Here is a 15,634-nt window from a genome sequence, read left to right on the forward strand (position 1 = left end):
GGATCTCCTAAACTGGTGTCCATGAGTGCTGACGACGCGAATGACACCCCGGGCGAGCCGGGCGCTTGCCCTGGCCATGAGTGGAAGGTGGGACGCGTTTTCTTGCGTCCTACGGGTGGTTCGATGTCCGTGGTGTGCAAGTGGTGCGGGACGGTGGATTATTACCCGTCAGCCAGCGATGGCACCTAGTAGGTCTTTCACCGGTGTCTGGATGTAGGAGTCTCGCCAGCCGTCTGCGGTGCGGAGCGTGGCGAGGTCTTCCCAGCCGATCTTGCCGTCGTTGAGCAGCTGCAGCCGGGTTGGGCCCATGATCGATAGTTTCGAGTCGTCGGTCAGCCCGTCGTACCAAGCTCGTGCATCGGGGAAAGCATCGGTGGGCTCTTCAAAGTCGAAGCCGAGCTCTTTCCATGTTTTGGTGACGTCGATGCGTGCGCAGCGGCCGTTCTGGTGGTCTTCGGGCCCGAACTGGTCTACCGGGTACAGGGTGCCGTGCTTGGACAGGCAGGATGGGCAGGTGCGCCGATCCAGGGTGCATTGCCATTTCCAGCCGGTCAGCAGCTCTCTGTTCTGCTTCGCGGAGGTGAGCGACCCGTTTCGGTGGGCGTCCAACATTTCGGTTCGTGCGATCCGTGTAGCCCGGGCTAGTCCACCGTTGAAGTGTCCTTCGGTTGCGCGGATCAGTTTGCGGGCGACCTCGCGGGGGTTGTCCCCCACTGCGATACCGCGGACCAACTCTTTACGCATCGCCGTCACAACCCACCCAGCGAGAGGCTGGGTTGCCGAATGAATCTGCTGGGTTGTTCGCAGAACGATCGCATCTAGCGCGTCCGGCGCTGGTGCGTCCAAGTTGAAAGCAACACCGGCGCCTTCGGGCGGCAGCTGTGTGCGGAGGATCGCTTCATGCGACTGCACCGCGTCCAGGACCGCGTCAGCGAGACTGTTCTCGATGACTTCGTTCGCGCCCCGCGTGAGCTCGTTCAGCACCGTGCGGGCTTGCCGTAGGGCTGCCTGTAGTTTCCGGTTGCGTGCGACTACTGCACGAGGTATCCGGTCAGGCGCACCCTGCAACAGGTCCAGCAACGCTTCGTTGAACAACGGGGTGAGCGTATCCCACGCCTCAACCCAAGCCATTGTGAGTGCTACGGCTTGTTCATCGGTCATCCGTTGCAAGCGCCGGCGGGTGTCGGCGGCTATCAGCAGGGTTTCATCTGTGACAGCCACCAACATCACCACCTATTCTTGTCCCGCCCGGTACGCGTCAGCCGCGGCCTGCCCGGCTACCACGAGCGGGTCGAGGAAGTTTCCTTCATCATCGGTCAGCTCTTCCAGCCACTCGTCAACGTCACGCACACCCAGGGCGCGCATGATCATCTCAGCCAACAGCAGTGGCGGGATGTGCCCGTCTGCCTTCTCCAAAGCGTCCATCATGGTCTTCGGATCAACCTTGGTGATGTCAGGGAACGCGATGGTGAGCGTCCGGTCATCCTCATTGGTGAGCGCCGTTTGGAGCCGGTCGCCGTCTCGCACCGTTTTGCCTTGGCCACGCAGCACACCACGCGGTGCGATGACTGCTTGGTCGATGACGTAGCCGAGGATCTGCCGGCGCGCTTCACGCCAAACTTCCTGGCGACCTTGCATCGTCAGGGTGGTTGGGAAGTCCAGTGTTTCCGCTACAGCTCGTGCGCCGGTCTGGCCAGGATCCGCTAGGAGCATGGTCACCGGGATACCCAACGCTGTGGCGACCATCGCTGCCAGTGGTTTCGCAGAGTCAGAGTCGATGGTGGCGCCGGTCTTCGGCACCGCTTCGAGTTTCGAATCGTCGGTCGCGTTGCCGCTGCCGCCTGGGGCCATGCTCTCGATCTTCTGCAGCTCACGACGACCTGTCGCTGCGGTACGCTTCCCGCTCTTGCCGACGCGCTGCCAAACGATCTTGGACAGGGCGTTCATCATGATCGCCCACGCTTCAAGGAATTCCTTGTACCCGCGGGCCCACGGCAGGGCGGCGAACGCGTCGCCGATGCCGTATTGCCAGCCGGTGAGGGCGTTGACCTTGATATGGTAGATCGGTGCATCCCAGATGATGTCGTGGCCGGCACTGTTCGGGGTGGCCCCGTATCGGCGTTGGCGCATCTGTGGGCGGTAGTCGTACCGAGGGTGGTAGGTCGTGACCTCTTGCTCTCTGCCGGATGCGTCGCGTCGGTTCCAGACCCGCTTGTAGTAGCGGACGCTCAAAGAGTCTTCTGGGTCGGTGATCTGCTCTTGGATTTCCTCGAATGGGATCACACGGGGCTTCACGCGTCCGGTGAGTGGGTTGGTGAACAGTGCGAAGAACACGTTGCCGTCTGTGCCGAGGGCTAGTTCGTTGCGTGCCTGCGCTTCGGATCCTGCGAACACTTCCCGTACTTCCGGGTCATCCAACCAGGTCTGCACGAGGTCGTTGACGCGTTCACCGGTAGCGGTGGTGCCAACGCCTTGCCCGAACACGTACGCTGCACGCAGTTCCAGGCCGCGCTTGATCAGCGGGTTAGCGATCGCATACACGCGGCACAGCTCAGCGTTGCGGCGGCGTGCTTCGGGTGTGAGTTCGCGTTGCCCGTCCTGCAGGATCCGTTCCCAACCAGCATCTTCACGTGCCAATGACAGCTGGGCCATGGACTCGGTCAAGGTTTCTAGCTTGTGCTCTAGCGAGGACACGGTGCCTACTGGGACGCGCTCGGTTGTGTCAGCTTCGGCTAGTGGCGCCCAATCTTTGAGGTTCAGATCCACACGGCACCACCATTCCTAGTAGGGCGACAGATAGTATCCGTCGGTTTCGAGTTGGTCATATTCATCCGGCTGCACAAGGTCATCCCCCAGCCCGTCGATGCGGTGCAGGAGCAACTGATTCACTGCTTGGGACATGGTGTCCAGCTGGTCATCGTTTGCGCCTGCAGGGAAGGACAGGGCTTCTTGGGTGAAGTGTTCCACCCAGGGGCAGAGCGTCGTGGATGGCAGGACGATGTTCTTGGAGAACGCCAACGGGCTGACAGCTGACACGCGAGCGTACTTGGAGCCGACTGGTTCGACTGGGATCAGCCCGATCACTGTTTTCTGCAGTGCGTTCATAACCGCGGGCCCGTTGGCTTTGTCTTCCACGAGTTTGGCGGTTGCTTCGGGCCACTTCGCTGTCATGGCTTCGATGGCTTCGCACGTTTCGTTGAAGTTCATGCGCCGGCGGACTTGGTCGAGCAGGTACGCGGTGTTGCCGACGCGCAACCAGACTTGTCCCACGACGTAGTCGCTGGTGTTCTCGCCCTTGAACGCGAGGTCCCAGGACTGTATGAGTTCATGGTCGTCACGGTCGATGCCGGGCACGGTGTGCCGTCCGTCAGCGTGTTCGATCCACATAGGTTGGTCGTAGCGGGCCCACTCTGTTGGGAGTACGCCGCCGTCGTCCAAGGTTGGGTTGCCCTGGTAGAGGGATTGCCATACCTTGGGCCCGACAGAGACTTTGATCTGTTCCCACTGGTGTGGGGTGCGCTGTCGGGCTGATTCGAGCCATTCGCCGGGTTTACGGTCGAGGGGGTCGTTTTCCACGGCTTCGGCGGGGATGTTGAGTACGGTCCAGCGGTCAGCGTCTTCACCGGAGAGCAGGCGGCCGGCTAGGTCGTCAGCATGCCAGCGGGTGAGCACCAAGATTACTGGTGCGCCGGGGGCGAGTCGGGTGATGCCGACTGATTGCCAGAAGCCCCATGCTTGTTCACGATAGGTTTTCGAGTACGCCTGTTCAAGGTTGCTGATGGGGTCGTCGATGAACAGTGCGTCAACGGCGCGACCGGTTAGGCCGCCGCGGATACCGACCGAGCGGACGCCACCCTTTTTCCCGTCGAGCTTCCAGCGTCGTGCAGCTCCGTTGTCTTTGGCGACGCGCAGGCCGAGGTCTAGGGTTTCGTCGTCGCCGTCGTTGGATGCGATGTGGTTTCGGATGTTGCGTCCGAACTCGTCGGCGAGATCCTGGGCGTAGGAGACGATGGCGATGCGCCGGTCTGGGTTACGGGTCAGGAACCAGAGGGGCCCAATAGTTGTGACGCGAGTGCTTTTGCCTTCCTGGGGTGGCAGGTTGATGATCAGGCGGTCAATCTCCCCTGCCTCAACCTTGACCAGGTACTCGTCGATCAGATCCAGTGCCGGGGTCTGCAGCGTGGTTGGTTCGATGGCCTTAGCCAGCTGGCCGGGAGTCTCCCAATCATGCTCTGGTATCTCGAAGGCTCGGGCCGCGTACTCCGCCCAGTCATAAGCGGCAGACACGGTGGGGCCCCCTATATGATTCTTTTATGCCTAAGAAACCTGAAAAGAAATCTGAGTCTTCCTTCGATAAAAAAGTAAAAACTCGAAGAAACTGGTCTATTCTCGCTGGCGGACTTCCCGTCTTGGTCGGTCTAGTTCTTTTGGCTGTTGCGGCATTTAGATTCTGGACTGTTGAGCGTGGAATCGGGCTGGTGGCCCCCGCTTGTGCATTGTTAGCTGCGGGAGTTGCTTCAATCGTCGCGACCTTGGCGGTTATATCTTGGGCCGAACAGCGTCAGCGTGACCGTGAAGTTAAATTGTATGAACACCGCGAAAAGATTTATGAAGCGATCACACAGTTCATGGTTGCTAGATTTATGGACGAGGGGTACAACGCAGCAATCGATGGACAACTACGCGCAGCGGTCGCACTTTGGGGTTCGGCCGGATCAATCAGTGCCCTAGCCGGGTGGCAAGAGGGGCTGACCAAGATCATTGAAGACAACGAGGAACAAATGAAAAAGGTGGGATCGCCTTCTACGACCCGTCGAATGCTGTCGGAGCAAGAGCAGCACACTGCTCTCCGTCTTTTTGGTCAAGCGGTAAACGCTATGAGGCTTGATTTAGCGCCAGAAGATACCGAAGAAGTACCGACTTCGGTACTTCTTCGGTCCGTTTTCAATCAGAAGATACCGGACGACTTTAATCTTGTGAGCAAACCCTAGGCTAGCTAGACGGCGGCCCTGGTCCGCGTTGCGCGCTCAACGTAGTTGGTTGCGGTGTGTTGTGTCGGCTTGTTGGCCGCCGTCAAGCTTGGTGGGGCAGGTACTGGTACCCGTTCGAACTTCTACAGTTTCGGATCATGCCAGCCCTTAGCGCCCGTCACGACTATCTGAGCCGTGCGGGTTAGCAGGAACCCCTCGCGCCACCGGCAGGACTCGAACCTGCTACCTGCGGTTTTGGAGACCGCCGCTCTACCTGTTGAGCTACGTTGACTGGTGGTCCGCTTCAATTCGGCGGGGACCATGCCGCCCCGCCCGTGCGTTGGCGGGTTTCTACCGGCCATGAGCAAACCGGTATCGTGCGCTACTCAGTCGTGAGCTGGCGGGGACATACCCGGTAGCGCTCCCCCGGGCTCGTGCACCTGGGGGCTATTTAGTTATTGGTGCCGAGACTGGCGCGGGTCTTGGTGTCAGACCAAACAGGATCAGTGTTTGACTCACTCGCCGCGATATCGGTTTGCAGCAGATTCCAGTTCGGCACCGGTTTTGCCCAACTATGGGGGTATGGGCAAATCTTTGGGTTATGAGAATAGCTTTCGGCAATCCCGTACTTACACTGCTCCGATCTTGATTTCATCCTAGGGACAAACCAGCCATAAATCAACTTCTGGTTGGTGATTCACCACTTGTGAAGCGGTATTGACTTTAAGACAAGGACCACGTCCGCTGGCGAGTGGCCCTCCTGCCGTGTTTTCACGTCGCATCTCGGGGCGAGTTTTCCTCGCTGCGCCCACTTCTTGGCACGTTCGTATTTTATTGGGTAGCCGGCGGCGTTGAGGGCTTTCACAACAACGCTGAGTGGTGCAACGTGGTGCCAGGCTTGGGCGAATCGTTCGGTGATGCGGTCGGTGAGGTCGTGTTCACGGTGGCATTCTTTGCAGCGTCCGATGGTGGCTGTTTCGTGGCCTTCGACGGTGCCGGCGCATTTGGTGACGGTGCCGTGTTCGTCGAGGTCGAGTGCCCCGCACTCCCCGAGTGGGCGTTTCTGGATTGGCCGGTCAGCTGCGGAGATGACGCGCCGTTCAAGGTCGCGCAGCTCTTGGTAAAGGTCGGCGACGTACTCGCGTTTGCGCATGTGGTGGGCCATGGCGCGTAGGTATTCGGCAGCGTGGAACGTGGTGGTGAATATCCGCAGGTGCTTTGGTTCCTCCCGCCCATTGACCCAGTGCGCCAGCTCTGTCAGCCGGCGTTCGTACTCTCCGAGCCGTTCGGCCATGTCCAGATTCAACGGCGCACCAGGCGCTGACGTACCGGCTGACCCGACACGGGGCTGCACACCCTGATTCGCCAACGTCGCCTGCGCGGTCCGCAACGTCGCCGGCACACGATCCAGGACGGCACGGAACCGAGTATCGCAATGAATGCACAAGTGCAGGCCCTGTGCGGTGCTGTACTCACAAATTAAGCAAATCATCTCTTCGCATCAACTCCTTAACTAACGATTCATCAAAAATCTTTGGGTAAGTATCTATTAGTTGCGCTGTGTAACGTCCGATTTCCAGAAGCACCTCTTCAACATCAGATTCCCCTTTGTGAAGCGAGGTCATGACGTCGTATAGAAAACTTACTGAACGCCTATGCGCAAGAAATGCTTCCATAGACGCGATTCCCACATTGTCTCGATTGTCGAATTCAATTTGCCCAAAATGCTTGATAGTCATAGTGAAGTACGTCAACTGAGACTGATGCGACTGCAAGCCCATTGTCATTTCCAAACGAGTCTGGGCCATCCGAAGTCGATCGACAAGCGGAGTCAGAACGTGTTCTTCCGCACTGTTAGCGTGAAGAATCTCTTGGTGAAGTGAAACAAATTCATACACCGCCTCCTGAACCTTGTCGGAACGCAGATGTTCGGCCCGCGCCTGAATTTCGGCTTGGAACCTCTTTTCTGTTCTATTCGCATCCTCCTGCATCTGCTCTAACGTCCCCTTGGCCTTGTACCAAGCCATGAATGCTCCGACTACAAGCCCTAGCGTTGCAACCGCAGTTAAGAGCGTCCCGGCCATGACCCAGAACTGAATGGAGTATTCGCTAATCATGCTCTTATCCTATTCGTCTTGGTCGATCACACTGCGGTGGAGGTTCAAGCCTGGTGGGGTGTCGGTGCCGGTGATGGTGACGTGGTCATCGAGCTGCACGAGGTAATGGCCACTGTCTTTACCGGCGATGATAGTCAGGTCGATGGGGCTGCAGTCGATTGCGTCGATGTGTAAGAGCTCCCCAGTCACAGTCTTGCCAGTGTCCGTGTCAGTGACCGTTACCGTCTTACCGATGTCGACGGGCGCGAGGTACTTGGCTTCGCGGGTAATCATGGTTTGTCCTCGATGCTTTGGGTTTCTGGGTTGTAGTAGACATCCGGCATGGCCGTGGGTTTGATGTACTCGCTGATGTCTACTGCTTCGTTGAGCTCAGCAACGGCGGGCGGTTGCTGGTTGGTGTGCATGCGTTCCATTTCTGCTTTGACCCATGCCCGGATCATGCGCTCGTCGAGGCTGGGCTGCAGGGCTACGACGGCCAGGATGGTGATGGTTGCGACCACACAGAACACAACAAGCACATCATTGGGTGTCATGTCGTGCCTCCGGTGAGTTGGCGTAGGGCGTTGGGGACGATGGTGGGGAGCATGTCGGCCTGCAGCTTGGACAAGTTCAGCTGTGCGAAGATCTGCTTCAACGCGACTACAACGAGGTCTGCTTTCTGCTCTTCCAGTTCGATGCGCCGCTGCTCGATACCGGCCTTGAGCGCCATGGTGGTGAGCTTGGCGAAGTGCTCGCGCTCTTTCGTGTAGAGCGTGTACCAAGTGTTGAACCCTGCCTCTTGAACGGTCATATCAACGGGCCCTTGGGCACCGATACCAACCTCAGTCTTTGTAATCCCCCATACAAGCTCATTAGGTTCAACCTCAGCGACCTTGGCCCGGAGCCATTGGACGTGTGCGTAGCTGATCCTGATTTCTTGCAGGAGCGCTTGGGCGGGGTCGATGTCTGGGTATTTTTCGGTGATGCCGAGCGTGCCTATGGCGTGGTTCAATTCTTGTTCCGCGATCCGTTGTTCTGCCGCTGTTTTGGCTTTCGGGCTGTTGCCACCGTGCCGGCCGCACCGCACCCCACCTGGCACCGGTGAGGATCCACAAGCTTCATCTTTCCCGCGCTTCTTCGCCCCGCAGATCAGCTTCCCGTCACGCTCCTGCCCCGGGGCGTAGGTGGGGTCGCCTTTGTATCGTTTGATCGCTTTGCCCAGGTTCTCAGCGGTTACTCTAACAACCATTGACTGATTCCTCCTTGTACTGGTTGGCGCGGGCAAGCATGACGTTTTCCATTTCGGTCACACGGTTGGAGCAGTGCCTGAAACGGTATTCCTCGTGGCGTAGCAGGAGGTCGGTTTGCCAGCGTGCTTCAGCGTGAAGCGCATCGGCTGCATCCTTGCATGCTTCTGCTTTCGCTTCGGCGCGCACGGTTTCAAGCCAGCGATTGAAGTTATCTTCAGCGACGTTTCTACTAAGCCCAAGATGTTCCTTTCGCAGGCAGTAGGTCATGCGAACACTTTCCGTATCCGGCGTGTATTCCCTGCCGCGGGAGGTGGCATCGTGCTTCTCATTAGCGCTCATTGGTGTCATCTCCTATGTTTTTGATTAGTAATTCCTGTGCTCCGACCTGTATTGTTTTCCCTTGTGCATCTCAGTCCTGATGCTGAACGAAGTCACTCGATCCCAACAGGAGGAAGTTATGGGTTTCATTGGTTGGATTGTTTTAGGTCTTATTGCTGGTGCGATCGCTAAGGCGATCAAGCCTGGTGAGCAGGGTGGCGGCTGGCTCGCTACCCTGGTGCTTGGTGTTGTTGGCGCTATCGTAGGCGGGTGGATTGGATCCGCGATCTTCGGAGTCGGAGTAAACGAATTCTGGGATCTGTCTACATGGTTGCTGGCCATCGGCGGCTCGCTGATCGTCCTCGTTATCTGGGGACTGATCACACGCAAGAAGGCGTAATTTGCGCGACAGAACGGGGTCTTACCTTTCGAGGTGAGGCCCCGTTCGCCATGCCTGGGCATCGTTCACCTCCGGTCCGTCAGTAACGGCATGGATCGAGTAGAAGCGCCACCAGGCTGTCCTGCCGTCGTTTGCCGCGTCGTCCTCTTCTTCAGCTGTCCGGCACATGCTCTGGTGTGGCCCTGTCATGGATTCAATGGCTGATTCGATACTCGTGTGGAGTTCACCGTCCCAGTCAATCGCGTTGGTTTTCTTGTCGACGATGATGTACCCGCGAACTTCCGGCTGTGCGACGGCGAGGACAGCGCGTGCGTTGCCCCGGTAGTGCTCTTTGCTAGTTTCGGTGAGGTCTTCCCAGTTCGGGGGTTCCGGGCATTCCAGCGTGGGCGTGTGGTACTTCCGTTCACGCATGAACAACGTTTTCGCGCCAGTTTCGATCGCGTCCGGGTTTAGCGGGGGCTGGTTCACTTGGCGTCTCCGTTCAAGTGGTCGTCTGGTGAGTCGAGGTCTCGGGCGCGGTTTGCGTTCTGAATGACTATCTCGATTGCGTCCTTGAATGAGATTCCCTGGTCAATCGCCACCTGGGCGATGAATGCGGACGTGCGCCCGAAAATGTTGAGCTTCACTTGTGTTCTCCTTGGTTGGTTCGTGCCATACGGTCGGCGTAGGCGATAGCTTCAGCGTGGGTGGGGAAGGCTTCTTCGTAGGTGGTGTCTGCGTTGTAGACCAGCCAGTCGAAGTCGTACTGGTCTCGAATTACTTCCCATCTGCCAAGAACTGGCTCTCGATCGCTCATCCGCTCATCCACGGGTATCACCGTCCAGGGCGCGGAGGAGTGCTTCACGGAAAGGGCGGTCATTCGTTGCCCAGCCTGCTGCGACCTCCCGCGCTCTTGCGACGGCCTGTTCAGCCTGTTCGAGGCGGTCCTTCATTTCTTGCGCCCGCTCCCACACAACTTCCCAGTCGCCATCTCCGTCTTCCGGGATGATGTCCTGCGAGTTGGTCAGTTCAACAAGGTTCTTACCGTCACGCTCGATGATTGTTCCAAGCAACCGGCACGAACGCTCAGCCTTTTCAGCGCGTGATAGAGCGTTTTCTTCCCGGCCCTCCGCGTTGATCTTCGCGCTGTCGGCTTCGTCAAAGTTCTGCTCAGCCCGCACCACACGTTCAATCAGCAGGCGAACCCGGGTTGGTGTGAAGATGTCGATGTGTTCACCGTCAGCCCACGCTTCACCCGCGTTCTCTGCGACGGCCAGCATCTTCAACAGGTCTGGTTCCTGGGTCATTTCGCACCGCCAGCGTGGGCTTCGTATACCCGGGCGACGCATTCCGCGAGTGGCGCCGAGGCTGGGTGGTCTGGTGCGTGATCCGATAGGATCGGGTGGGCTTCAAGGCATTCGCGTAAGTCTTGTTCGAACTCTGGGCTGGTGCCGAACATTGAGGCTTTCACCTCGTCGATGGCGACAGGTGCCGTGTCCGCTACGCGGTCAGCCGGCGCACAACCGGTCAATAGGATCAGGGCGGCCGTGACGGCTACCAAGGATTTCTTGTACATGATGATTCCCCTCCCCCGCGCTCAGATGGCGGGGTGATCATTGTGTTTCTGCTGCTGGTTGTCAGACTACCGTCTGTTAGTTGGTATAGCAACCATTGTGAAGCGGTTCCAGATTTTTGATAACTAGCACCAGCTTCTCGGTCCCGTACCCGCCATGATGGATGAACGGCCCCGCCAGATACTCGCTGGAATCATCAGGGATAAGCCCATAGTCCGTGACCAGCCCATCAATCACAGGCTTCAACGTCGGCATCAGATTGTGCGGGTCGTACCGCCGGCGCGAGTTCTTCCACACGTACGCGTCAACCTGCACCCGCTGCAGCCCTTTCGGCAGCTTCTGGTGTCGAGCCATGATGTGCGCTCCGTTGCGCCAAGCCTTCACGAGCTTCGCCTGGGGCGCCCAGTGGCGCTTGTCGTTGGCGTTGATCCAATTCGCAAGCTTCGGAAGTTCCAACCGGAATTCGCCGGAGGGCACAGAATCCATTTTGAGAGCCTTTCAGGAGGTTGAACGGGGAAACACCCGCCCAGGGTGTCACAATCACGCCTAGGCACGATTTCTGCCCGAATAACGGTGGTTCACCGTCTGTTGGTTGGTGTTGGTTGCAAATAAAAGTTTTAGAATGGGGCTACGCCCCGGGTTGTTTCGGATGCTTCAACATGGCTCTCGGGGCTTTTGAGTGCTTGGAGCGCTTGTTTGACAGCTTGGGCTCCGAAGGCGTTGGGTTTGCCTGCTGGGTGGATTCGTTTGCCGATCATGGTTTCTGGTCTTTCGCCGAGGAGGATGTCTGCTTGGCAGCAGCGGCAGGTGTGTGCGTCTTCGCCTGCGTGTTCTTCGCATGGCGGGTTTTTTGGTCGTTTGGTGTTTCTGCCGAGGTTCCAGTGTTTGCCGTCGAGGAAGATCACGGTGGGTGATTTGATGTCTGGGTTGTTGGCTGCTCGGATGGCGACTTCTGCGATGTCGCTGAACGGGTGGGTGGTGGTGCGGTGTTCGTAGAACAGGTCAGTGAGCTGTTGTTGTCGCCAGTCGCCTGGGCGGATCATGGCGAGGAGGTTGGCGAGGGTGATGGCTTGTTGTTCGGTGATCATTTTTTGGGTGTCTCCTTTCGGTCGAGCGTTTTGGTGTCTCACGTTTAAGTACTGAACGATCGACGATTTTCTTTAGCGATTTCTTTTAAACTGAACCAAGAGTGTCCGTAGGTTTTGCCACCTACGTAAGTAGGTTCTTAACTTCTTAAGTTCTGCCACTGTGTTTGCTAGTTGGCGACTTGGGGTTTTGCGTCTAGCTAGAGTGGCATTTGCTAGAATTTTGCTACTTTTGCTATGCGGTTAGAACGGTGGTTCTTCTGGGATGACTTGGGAATTCACTTGTTCCTTCTGGTCTTCTTGGCAGTACACACAATCTGTAGCAAAAATGCCCTTGTTTTTGTGGTTCTTCGTGTGCCCTCCGCGAGCTCCTGAAATGGCTCGTTTTTTGGATAGTTCGTGGACGGTTTGGTGCTTCTCGTAGTCATGGATTCGGTAGGTTTTGGGGTCTTCCTTGACGAGTAGTTTCCCGTCGGTGAGTTCCTTCAGTGCGGCCTTTCCGCGTTGCTCTGCGATGCGTGCTGATACTTTGCCTCCGGAGCGTTGTTGGGCTGCTCGGAGCATGAGGGCGAGGTGCAGGAGGATTGCTTGGTCGCTGAGTCCGTCGATTTTCGGGTTGTCGAGATAGTCGATGGAGAGCTTGATCCAGGGTCGTTCGTCCTTGGCGCTCATTTGTCCTCCTTGCCCATCCTGATCTGCCGTGTCCAGTGCCAGCCGCCGGCGTGTTCGTAGTATCGGACGCGTTCGGCGGCTCCGCGTTTCTCGGCGATGATCTCGGCGCGTAGCTGTTTCGCGGTGCGCTTGTCTGGAGCCCAGACCTTCCTGCAGCCCGGGTCCGGGCATTGAGGTCTTGGCGAACGGTGTGGGTGTGGTTGCGCGGTCATGTTCACCAACACCCCAGTTCATTGGATATCGTGTTGTCATGCATAATCCGGCGACTGCGCTTATCGAACTTTTTGATTCGTGGAAAAAGGGGCAAACTCCTTACCACGCAAGAGACATGGGAAACTCGGGCATGCGGCACCATATTGACGCGATGCGACATATCACTGACTGCAACAAAATTCTGGATATTGCCGAAACGCAAGGTAAGAAAGTCGCCGTCCATAGACGTGCGATGATGCTCGCGGGGCAGGCAGTTTTGAATTTCCCCTATAACTGGGGCGGAGCTGACACTTCGAAACCATTCACGGACCATCTGAGGGACTCCGTAGAAGGTGTCGAATCGTTCATAAGCACCATGAACTACTCTTCGTTGAACGCGACGGTTTCGACTGTACGAAGCGCTCTGGACCAAGTCATTGAGCTCCTGCGTCGAGATACAACATTGAATGCCGACATTCGTGGCCATGTCTATCGGACAGTTCAGGTGCTGCGACAGTACATCGACGATGAAGAGTTTGTTGCTGGTGCTGATTTTTCTGAAGCCCTCTATAACCTGTGGATTGCAACTAATGCCGCCGCAGGCGCAAGCACTGACGAAGATCTCCGGAAGAGCTGGAGGGAACGCTCCTCGGACTTTTGGAGGGAGACGCGAGGTGGACTGGCTGCTTCCATACCAGCGAACGCAATTGCGCTGTCTCAGCTGGCCATCGCTGTTCAGTCGGTCTCGGGCGGATAACTGTCGAACAAGTCGAGCTGCTCCTGCTCGATCAATAATTCGACCTGCGAATAAGCAAATGTCAGCGCGAGGACGTTGTGCTGGCCTGCCACGGTTCGATCCAGGTCGGCTATTTTTCGGGCAAGGGACACCAATAATCGATATATGGCCTGCCTCTGGTCCGGATTCATATCTGCGTAATTCATGATTCAGACTCATTTCTCCCCCTTCGGGTTGTGGTGTTTGCAGTCCCGGATGATTCCGACTTTCACGCCTCCGAATGGTTCGGTGCCGGGTACGTGGCGGGTGCCGTATTTGGTGTTTCCTCGGCAGTCGCGGATGGGTGCGCCTGGCGTTTTGAATTTTTCTGGGTAGTTTTCCGGGTAGTTGTATTTGTACGAGTATCCAGACGTTTTGGATTCGAGTACTGGCAGTTCGCGCCACCCGGGCCAGCATGCGTCCAAGTGCGCTTCCCACGCTTCGTTTTCTTTCCCGTAGATCCCAGTCCACGTCTGGCAGCCGTGGCAGTACACGCGGTACACGTACGTTCCGACGCAGTAGCATTCAATGTCGGAGTGGTAGTTGCACCGCAGGTTGGCGCTGAATCCTTCGGCTACATGCTCGGATCCTTTGCCGGATGCGGATCTGGTCTCCCAACCTCGGTATGGACGCCAATTGCCTTTCATGACGTGGTGGTCTCGGTAGTGGGCTTCGCGCCGTTCGTACATGGCCTGCAGGTCGCCGGGGTGGGTGAACGTTCCCGCGTCCGGCATGCTCATGATGATGGTCGGGGGCTGGTGGTTGAGCAGGTCAAAGATGCTCAGCTGCCCTTGGATGGCGATCATCGTCGGGCTCCCTTGCTTTCGAGTACGGCTTGCGCTCGGACAAGCTCTTCAAACGTGAGCTTCTCTCGCACTGGCTGGCCCCCGGTGTGGCAGGAGCACTGCCCCTGGCGGGCACATGAGTAGGGTGTCCAGCAGCATGACTTCTTGCAGATGTTCACGATGCGTTCTCCAACCAACCGTCGGCCTTGGCGAACTTCTTGCAGTCCTTGCAATACCATTCGTCTACGCCTGAACGTTTGGTACCTTCCACTCCGCACCGTTCACAGGAGCGAACGGCGTTTGCCGCCATTACTTGGACTGGTTTGAATTCAACGACGCGAGATTCAGCAAGCACGACGAACTCCGCGTCGCTAGCGCCGGGCACTTCTTTGCCCTCGCGGATCATCACCGTAGGTGATCCAACAGTGATAACCCCGTGCCGGCGGGCGACCTTCGGCAGATCCTCGATCGCTTCGGCTTTCAAATCCTCGTACGGGACGCTCGTGTCCACGACGGGCCAGACTGCCTGGAAGATGCTCATTAGGCTGCATCCTCTGCGTCGGACACTGCAGCGTGGTTGTTGATGCTGTCCGGGATGAAGCCGAACCAGTCAGCGATCAGCTCGTTATATTCGTCGTACACGGTGACGTATGGGAATGAGCCAATAATTCCCTTCTCGTTGGCGCGTTCGCGGATGGCTTCGGCTAGTTCTTCGTTGCCTGGTGAGAGTGCGTTGATTTCCTCGAACTGCACGCCCTTCTTGCGGAGTTCGATCTTGGTCATGTTGCACTGACCGCACGATGGCTTGCTGTAGACGGTGACGATACGCATTGTTTCTCCTGAAAATACTGATGGTGTTGGGGTGGCCTGGTCCGACTGCTGGCCAGACCACCCCGGGGTGTTTACTGCGGGTTACTGCCTTGGCGGAATCTCATATATGAGTGAGCACTTCTTGCAGACAAGCCACCCGCATAAACGCTTCCTGCAATGCGAGACTGAATGGTTTGCTGCTGGGCGCTTGCAGCGCGGGCAGACGATTATCGTTGCCATGGGTTTAGAACGGTGGATCCTGCGCTGGCGGGTTGCCCCATCCCCCGCCGCCGGTGTTGTTGTTCCAGCCGGCCCCCGAACTGCTGGCTGGGGCTCGACCTGCCGCTCCTTCGCCGTTCCCGCGGGCGCTGCGAGTGACCTTCGCGGACGCGTACTTCAGGGACGGACCAATCTCGTCCACTTCCAGCTCCATGACAGTGCGGCGCTCACCCTCCTTGGTGTCATAGGCACGGGACCGCAGCCGCCCCTGGGCAATAACACGCGTACCCTTGGTCAGGGTCTCGGCCACGTTCTCGGCAGCTTCGCGCCACAACGATGCGCGCAAGAACAGGGCTTCCCCGTCTTTCCACTCATTGGCCTGCCGGTCGAACGTGCGAGGGGTCGAAGCGATCGTGAAGTTAGCTACCGCGCTACCGGACGGCGTGAACCTCAGTTCCGGGTCTGCAGTCAGGTTCCCAATCACGGTAATTACAGTCTCGCCAGCCATG

26 protein-coding genes and 1 tRNA gene are annotated in these 15,634 nt (G+C 57.7%); 4 read left to right on the forward strand and 23 right to left on the reverse strand.

The window, feature by feature from the left end:
- The first annotated feature begins 21 nt into the window (after nt 1–21).
- Entirely contained in the window at nt 22–189 is a 168-nt protein-coding gene (locus tag AB4Y71_RS10540; protein WP_441720282.1) for a hypothetical protein, read from the forward strand.
- On the opposite strand, the gene AB4Y71_RS10545 is transcribed toward AB4Y71_RS10540, so the two are convergent.
- Genes AB4Y71_RS10545 through terL form a run of 3 tightly spaced genes read right to left on the reverse strand, consistent with a single transcriptional unit; the run spans nt 169 to nt 4,287 of the window.
- Nucleotides 169–1,221 carry a phage minor head protein gene (locus AB4Y71_RS10545; RefSeq protein ID WP_441720283.1) on the reverse strand — a complete coding sequence of 351 codons (1,053 nt, stop codon included), beginning with the start codon at nt 1,219–1,221 and terminating at the stop codon, nt 169–171. The genes AB4Y71_RS10540 and AB4Y71_RS10545 overlap by 21 nt on opposite strands.
- A 12-nt stretch (nt 1,222–1,233) precedes the next feature.
- The gene (locus tag AB4Y71_RS10550; protein ID WP_441720610.1) at nt 1,234–2,766 is read right to left on the reverse strand and encodes a hypothetical protein; all 1,533 of its coding nucleotides are present in this window, start codon (nt 2,764–2,766) and stop codon (nt 1,234–1,236) included.
- Between the two features lie 15 nt (nt 2,767–2,781).
- A complete protein-coding gene (gene terL, locus AB4Y71_RS10555) occupies nt 2,782–4,287 on the reverse strand; it encodes a phage terminase large subunit (RefSeq protein WP_441720286.1) in 1,506 nt (501 codons plus the stop codon).
- A 26-nt stretch (nt 4,288–4,313) separates the two neighbouring features.
- Between terL and AB4Y71_RS10560 the strand changes: the two genes are divergently transcribed.
- A complete protein-coding gene (locus tag AB4Y71_RS10560; RefSeq protein WP_441720289.1) occupies nt 4,314–4,991 on the forward strand; it encodes a hypothetical protein in 678 nt (225 codons plus the stop codon).
- Between the two features lie 198 nt (nt 4,992–5,189).
- Here AB4Y71_RS10560 and AB4Y71_RS10565 read toward each other — a convergent pair.
- From AB4Y71_RS10565 to AB4Y71_RS10595, 7 genes are all read right to left on the reverse strand, one after another.
- Nucleotides 5,190–5,262 (reverse strand) — tRNA-Trp (locus AB4Y71_RS10565).
- Nucleotides 5,263–5,667: 405 nt separating this feature from the next.
- The gene (locus AB4Y71_RS10570) at nt 5,668–6,462 is read right to left on the reverse strand and encodes a hypothetical protein (protein WP_441720292.1); all 795 of its coding nucleotides are present in this window, start codon (nt 6,460–6,462) and stop codon (nt 5,668–5,670) included.
- On the reverse strand, nt 6,443–7,087 hold the full coding sequence (locus tag AB4Y71_RS10575) for a hypothetical protein (protein WP_441720294.1): 645 nt from the start codon (nt 7,085–7,087) through the stop codon (nt 6,443–6,445). The genes AB4Y71_RS10570 and AB4Y71_RS10575 overlap by 20 nt, the downstream gene beginning before the upstream one ends.
- A gap of 9 nt (nt 7,088–7,096) precedes the next feature.
- Nucleotides 7,097–7,360 carry a hypothetical protein gene (locus AB4Y71_RS10580; RefSeq protein WP_441720297.1) on the reverse strand — a complete coding sequence of 88 codons (264 nt, stop codon included), beginning with the start codon at nt 7,358–7,360 and terminating at the stop codon, nt 7,097–7,099.
- Complete coding sequence (locus tag AB4Y71_RS10585) at nt 7,357–7,620, reverse strand: hypothetical protein (protein ID WP_441720299.1); 264 nt, start codon at nt 7,618–7,620, stop codon at nt 7,357–7,359. Before AB4Y71_RS10585 ends, AB4Y71_RS10580 begins: the two co-directional genes overlap by 4 nt.
- Nucleotides 7,617–8,315 carry a hypothetical protein gene (locus tag AB4Y71_RS10590; protein WP_441720301.1) on the reverse strand — a complete coding sequence of 233 codons (699 nt, stop codon included), beginning with the start codon at nt 8,313–8,315 and terminating at the stop codon, nt 7,617–7,619. Before AB4Y71_RS10590 ends, AB4Y71_RS10585 begins: the two co-directional genes overlap by 4 nt.
- Nucleotides 8,305–8,655, reverse strand: coding sequence for a hypothetical protein (locus AB4Y71_RS10595; protein ID WP_441720303.1), 351 nt, complete (start codon nt 8,653–8,655; stop codon nt 8,305–8,307). Before AB4Y71_RS10595 ends, AB4Y71_RS10590 begins: the two co-directional genes overlap by 11 nt.
- A 118-nt stretch (nt 8,656–8,773) precedes the next feature.
- Here AB4Y71_RS10595 and AB4Y71_RS10600 point away from each other — a divergent pair, with 118 nt between their 5' ends.
- Entirely contained in the window at nt 8,774–9,034 is a 261-nt protein-coding gene (locus tag AB4Y71_RS10600; protein WP_105661338.1) for a GlsB/YeaQ/YmgE family stress response membrane protein, read from the forward strand.
- 21 nt (nt 9,035–9,055) lie between these two features.
- Here AB4Y71_RS10600 and AB4Y71_RS10605 read toward each other — a convergent pair whose 3' ends face one another.
- The 8 genes from AB4Y71_RS10605 to AB4Y71_RS10640 all read right to left on the reverse strand — a co-directional run bounded on the left by AB4Y71_RS10605 (nt 9,056) and on the right by AB4Y71_RS10640 (nt 12,344).
- Nucleotides 9,056–9,502: a hypothetical protein gene (locus AB4Y71_RS10605; RefSeq protein ID WP_441720306.1), complete on the reverse strand. Its 447-nt coding sequence runs from the start codon at nt 9,500–9,502 to the stop codon at nt 9,056–9,058.
- On the reverse strand, nt 9,499–9,660 hold the full coding sequence (locus tag AB4Y71_RS10610; protein ID WP_441720309.1) for a hypothetical protein: 162 nt from the start codon (nt 9,658–9,660) through the stop codon (nt 9,499–9,501). Before AB4Y71_RS10610 ends, AB4Y71_RS10605 begins: the two co-directional genes overlap by 4 nt.
- On the reverse strand, nt 9,657–9,830 hold the full coding sequence (locus AB4Y71_RS10615; protein ID WP_441720311.1) for a DUF2188 domain-containing protein: 174 nt from the start codon (nt 9,828–9,830) through the stop codon (nt 9,657–9,659). Before AB4Y71_RS10615 ends, AB4Y71_RS10610 begins: the two co-directional genes overlap by 4 nt.
- Before the next feature lie 4 nt (nt 9,831–9,834).
- Entirely contained in the window at nt 9,835–10,320 is a 486-nt protein-coding gene (locus AB4Y71_RS10620; RefSeq protein ID WP_441720313.1) for a hypothetical protein, read from the reverse strand.
- Nucleotides 10,317–10,589 (reverse strand): hypothetical protein, encoded by a 273-nt coding sequence (locus AB4Y71_RS10625; RefSeq protein ID WP_441720314.1) that lies wholly within the window; start codon nt 10,587–10,589, stop codon nt 10,317–10,319. Before AB4Y71_RS10625 ends, AB4Y71_RS10620 begins: the two co-directional genes overlap by 4 nt.
- 76 nt (nt 10,590–10,665) lie before the next feature.
- On the reverse strand, nt 10,666–11,064 hold the full coding sequence (locus AB4Y71_RS10630; protein WP_441720317.1) for a hypothetical protein: 399 nt from the start codon (nt 11,062–11,064) through the stop codon (nt 10,666–10,668).
- A gap of 140 nt (nt 11,065–11,204) precedes the next feature.
- Nucleotides 11,205–11,675, reverse strand: coding sequence for a hypothetical protein (locus tag AB4Y71_RS10635; RefSeq protein WP_441720320.1), 471 nt, complete (start codon nt 11,673–11,675; stop codon nt 11,205–11,207).
- Between the two features lie 240 nt (nt 11,676–11,915).
- A complete protein-coding gene (locus AB4Y71_RS10640; RefSeq protein ID WP_441720322.1) occupies nt 11,916–12,344 on the reverse strand; it encodes a hypothetical protein in 429 nt (142 codons plus the stop codon).
- 250 nt (nt 12,345–12,594) lie between these two features.
- Between AB4Y71_RS10640 and AB4Y71_RS10645 the strand changes: the two genes are divergently transcribed.
- On the forward strand, nt 12,595–13,293 hold the full coding sequence (locus AB4Y71_RS10645; protein WP_441720324.1) for a hypothetical protein: 699 nt from the start codon (nt 12,595–12,597) through the stop codon (nt 13,291–13,293).
- On the opposite strand, the gene AB4Y71_RS10650 is transcribed toward AB4Y71_RS10645, so the two are convergent.
- The 5 genes from AB4Y71_RS10650 to AB4Y71_RS10670 form a co-directional block, all read right to left on the reverse strand.
- Entirely contained in the window at nt 13,272–13,478 is a 207-nt protein-coding gene (locus AB4Y71_RS10650) for a hypothetical protein (RefSeq protein ID WP_441720326.1), read from the reverse strand. The two genes, AB4Y71_RS10645 and AB4Y71_RS10650, sit on opposite strands and share 22 nt — an antisense overlap.
- A gap of 9 nt (nt 13,479–13,487) precedes the next feature.
- Nucleotides 13,488–14,117: a DUF6349 family protein gene (locus tag AB4Y71_RS10655; protein ID WP_441720329.1), complete on the reverse strand. Its 630-nt coding sequence runs from the start codon at nt 14,115–14,117 to the stop codon at nt 13,488–13,490.
- 154 nt (nt 14,118–14,271) lie between these two features.
- Nucleotides 14,272–14,637, reverse strand: coding sequence for a hypothetical protein (locus tag AB4Y71_RS10660; protein WP_441720332.1), 366 nt, complete (start codon nt 14,635–14,637; stop codon nt 14,272–14,274).
- Entirely contained in the window at nt 14,637–14,927 is a 291-nt protein-coding gene (locus tag AB4Y71_RS10665; protein ID WP_441720335.1) for a glutaredoxin family protein, read from the reverse strand. Before AB4Y71_RS10665 ends, AB4Y71_RS10660 begins: the two co-directional genes overlap by 1 nt.
- A gap of 223 nt (nt 14,928–15,150) precedes the next feature.
- Complete coding sequence (locus AB4Y71_RS10670; protein WP_441720338.1) at nt 15,151–15,633, reverse strand: single-stranded DNA-binding protein; 483 nt, start codon at nt 15,631–15,633, stop codon at nt 15,151–15,153.
- Nucleotide 15,634 lies beyond the last annotated feature (1 nt).

Source organism: Glutamicibacter sp. MCAF14, from assembly GCF_052114325.1.
GTDB lineage: Bacteria > Actinomycetota > Actinomycetes > Actinomycetales > Micrococcaceae > Glutamicibacter > Glutamicibacter arilaitensis.

Excerpts from the sequence above, each read along its gene's own strand:
- AB4Y71_RS10665 (WP_441720335.1), bottom strand. The coding sequence starts at position 14,927 with ATGCGTATCGTCACCGTCTACAGCAAGCCATCGTGCGGTCAGTGCAAC.
- AB4Y71_RS10570 (WP_441720292.1), bottom strand. The coding sequence starts at position 6,462 with ATGATTTGCTTAATTTGTGAGTACAGCACCGCACAGGGCCTGCACTTG.
- AB4Y71_RS10585 (WP_441720299.1), bottom strand. The coding sequence starts at position 7,620 with ATGACACCCAATGATGTGCTTGTTGTGTTCTGTGTGGTCGCAACCATC.
- AB4Y71_RS10670 (WP_441720338.1), bottom strand. The coding sequence starts at position 15,633 with ATGGCTGGCGAGACTGTAATTACCGTGATTGGGAACCTGACTGCAGAC.
- AB4Y71_RS10560 (WP_441720289.1), top strand. The coding sequence starts at position 4,314 with ATGCCTAAGAAACCTGAAAAGAAATCTGAGTCTTCCTTCGATAAAAAA.
- AB4Y71_RS10590 (WP_441720301.1), bottom strand. The coding sequence starts at position 8,315 with ATGGTTGTTAGAGTAACCGCTGAGAACCTGGGCAAAGCGATCAAACGA.
- AB4Y71_RS10580 (WP_441720297.1), bottom strand. The coding sequence starts at position 7,360 with ATGATTACCCGCGAAGCCAAGTACCTCGCGCCCGTCGACATCGGTAAG.
- AB4Y71_RS10540 (WP_441720282.1), top strand. The coding sequence starts at position 22 with ATGAGTGCTGACGACGCGAATGACACCCCGGGCGAGCCGGGCGCTTGC.
- AB4Y71_RS10655 (WP_441720329.1), bottom strand. The coding sequence starts at position 14,117 with ATGATCGCCATCCAAGGGCAGCTGAGCATCTTTGACCTGCTCAACCAC.
- AB4Y71_RS10650 (WP_441720326.1), bottom strand. The coding sequence starts at position 13,478 with ATGAATTACGCAGATATGAATCCGGACCAGAGGCAGGCCATATATCGA.
- AB4Y71_RS10600 (WP_105661338.1), top strand. The coding sequence starts at position 8,774 with ATGGGTTTCATTGGTTGGATTGTTTTAGGTCTTATTGCTGGTGCGATC.
- AB4Y71_RS10625 (WP_441720314.1), bottom strand. The coding sequence starts at position 10,589 with ATGTACAAGAAATCCTTGGTAGCCGTCACGGCCGCCCTGATCCTATTG.
- AB4Y71_RS10595 (WP_441720303.1), bottom strand. The coding sequence starts at position 8,655 with ATGAGCGCTAATGAGAAGCACGATGCCACCTCCCGCGGCAGGGAATAC.
- AB4Y71_RS10635 (WP_441720320.1), bottom strand. The coding sequence starts at position 11,675 with ATGATCACCGAACAACAAGCCATCACCCTCGCCAACCTCCTCGCCATG.
- AB4Y71_RS10660 (WP_441720332.1), bottom strand. The coding sequence starts at position 14,637 with ATGAGCATCTTCCAGGCAGTCTGGCCCGTCGTGGACACGAGCGTCCCG.
- AB4Y71_RS10640 (WP_441720322.1), bottom strand. The coding sequence starts at position 12,344 with ATGAGCGCCAAGGACGAACGACCCTGGATCAAGCTCTCCATCGACTAT.
- AB4Y71_RS10615 (WP_441720311.1), bottom strand. The coding sequence starts at position 9,830 with ATGAGCGATCGAGAGCCAGTTCTTGGCAGATGGGAAGTAATTCGAGAC.
- AB4Y71_RS10645 (WP_441720324.1), top strand. The coding sequence starts at position 12,595 with ATGCATAATCCGGCGACTGCGCTTATCGAACTTTTTGATTCGTGGAAA.
- AB4Y71_RS10620 (WP_441720313.1), bottom strand. The coding sequence starts at position 10,320 with ATGACCCAGGAACCAGACCTGTTGAAGATGCTGGCCGTCGCAGAGAAC.
- AB4Y71_RS10575 (WP_441720294.1), bottom strand. The coding sequence starts at position 7,087 with ATGATTAGCGAATACTCCATTCAGTTCTGGGTCATGGCCGGGACGCTC.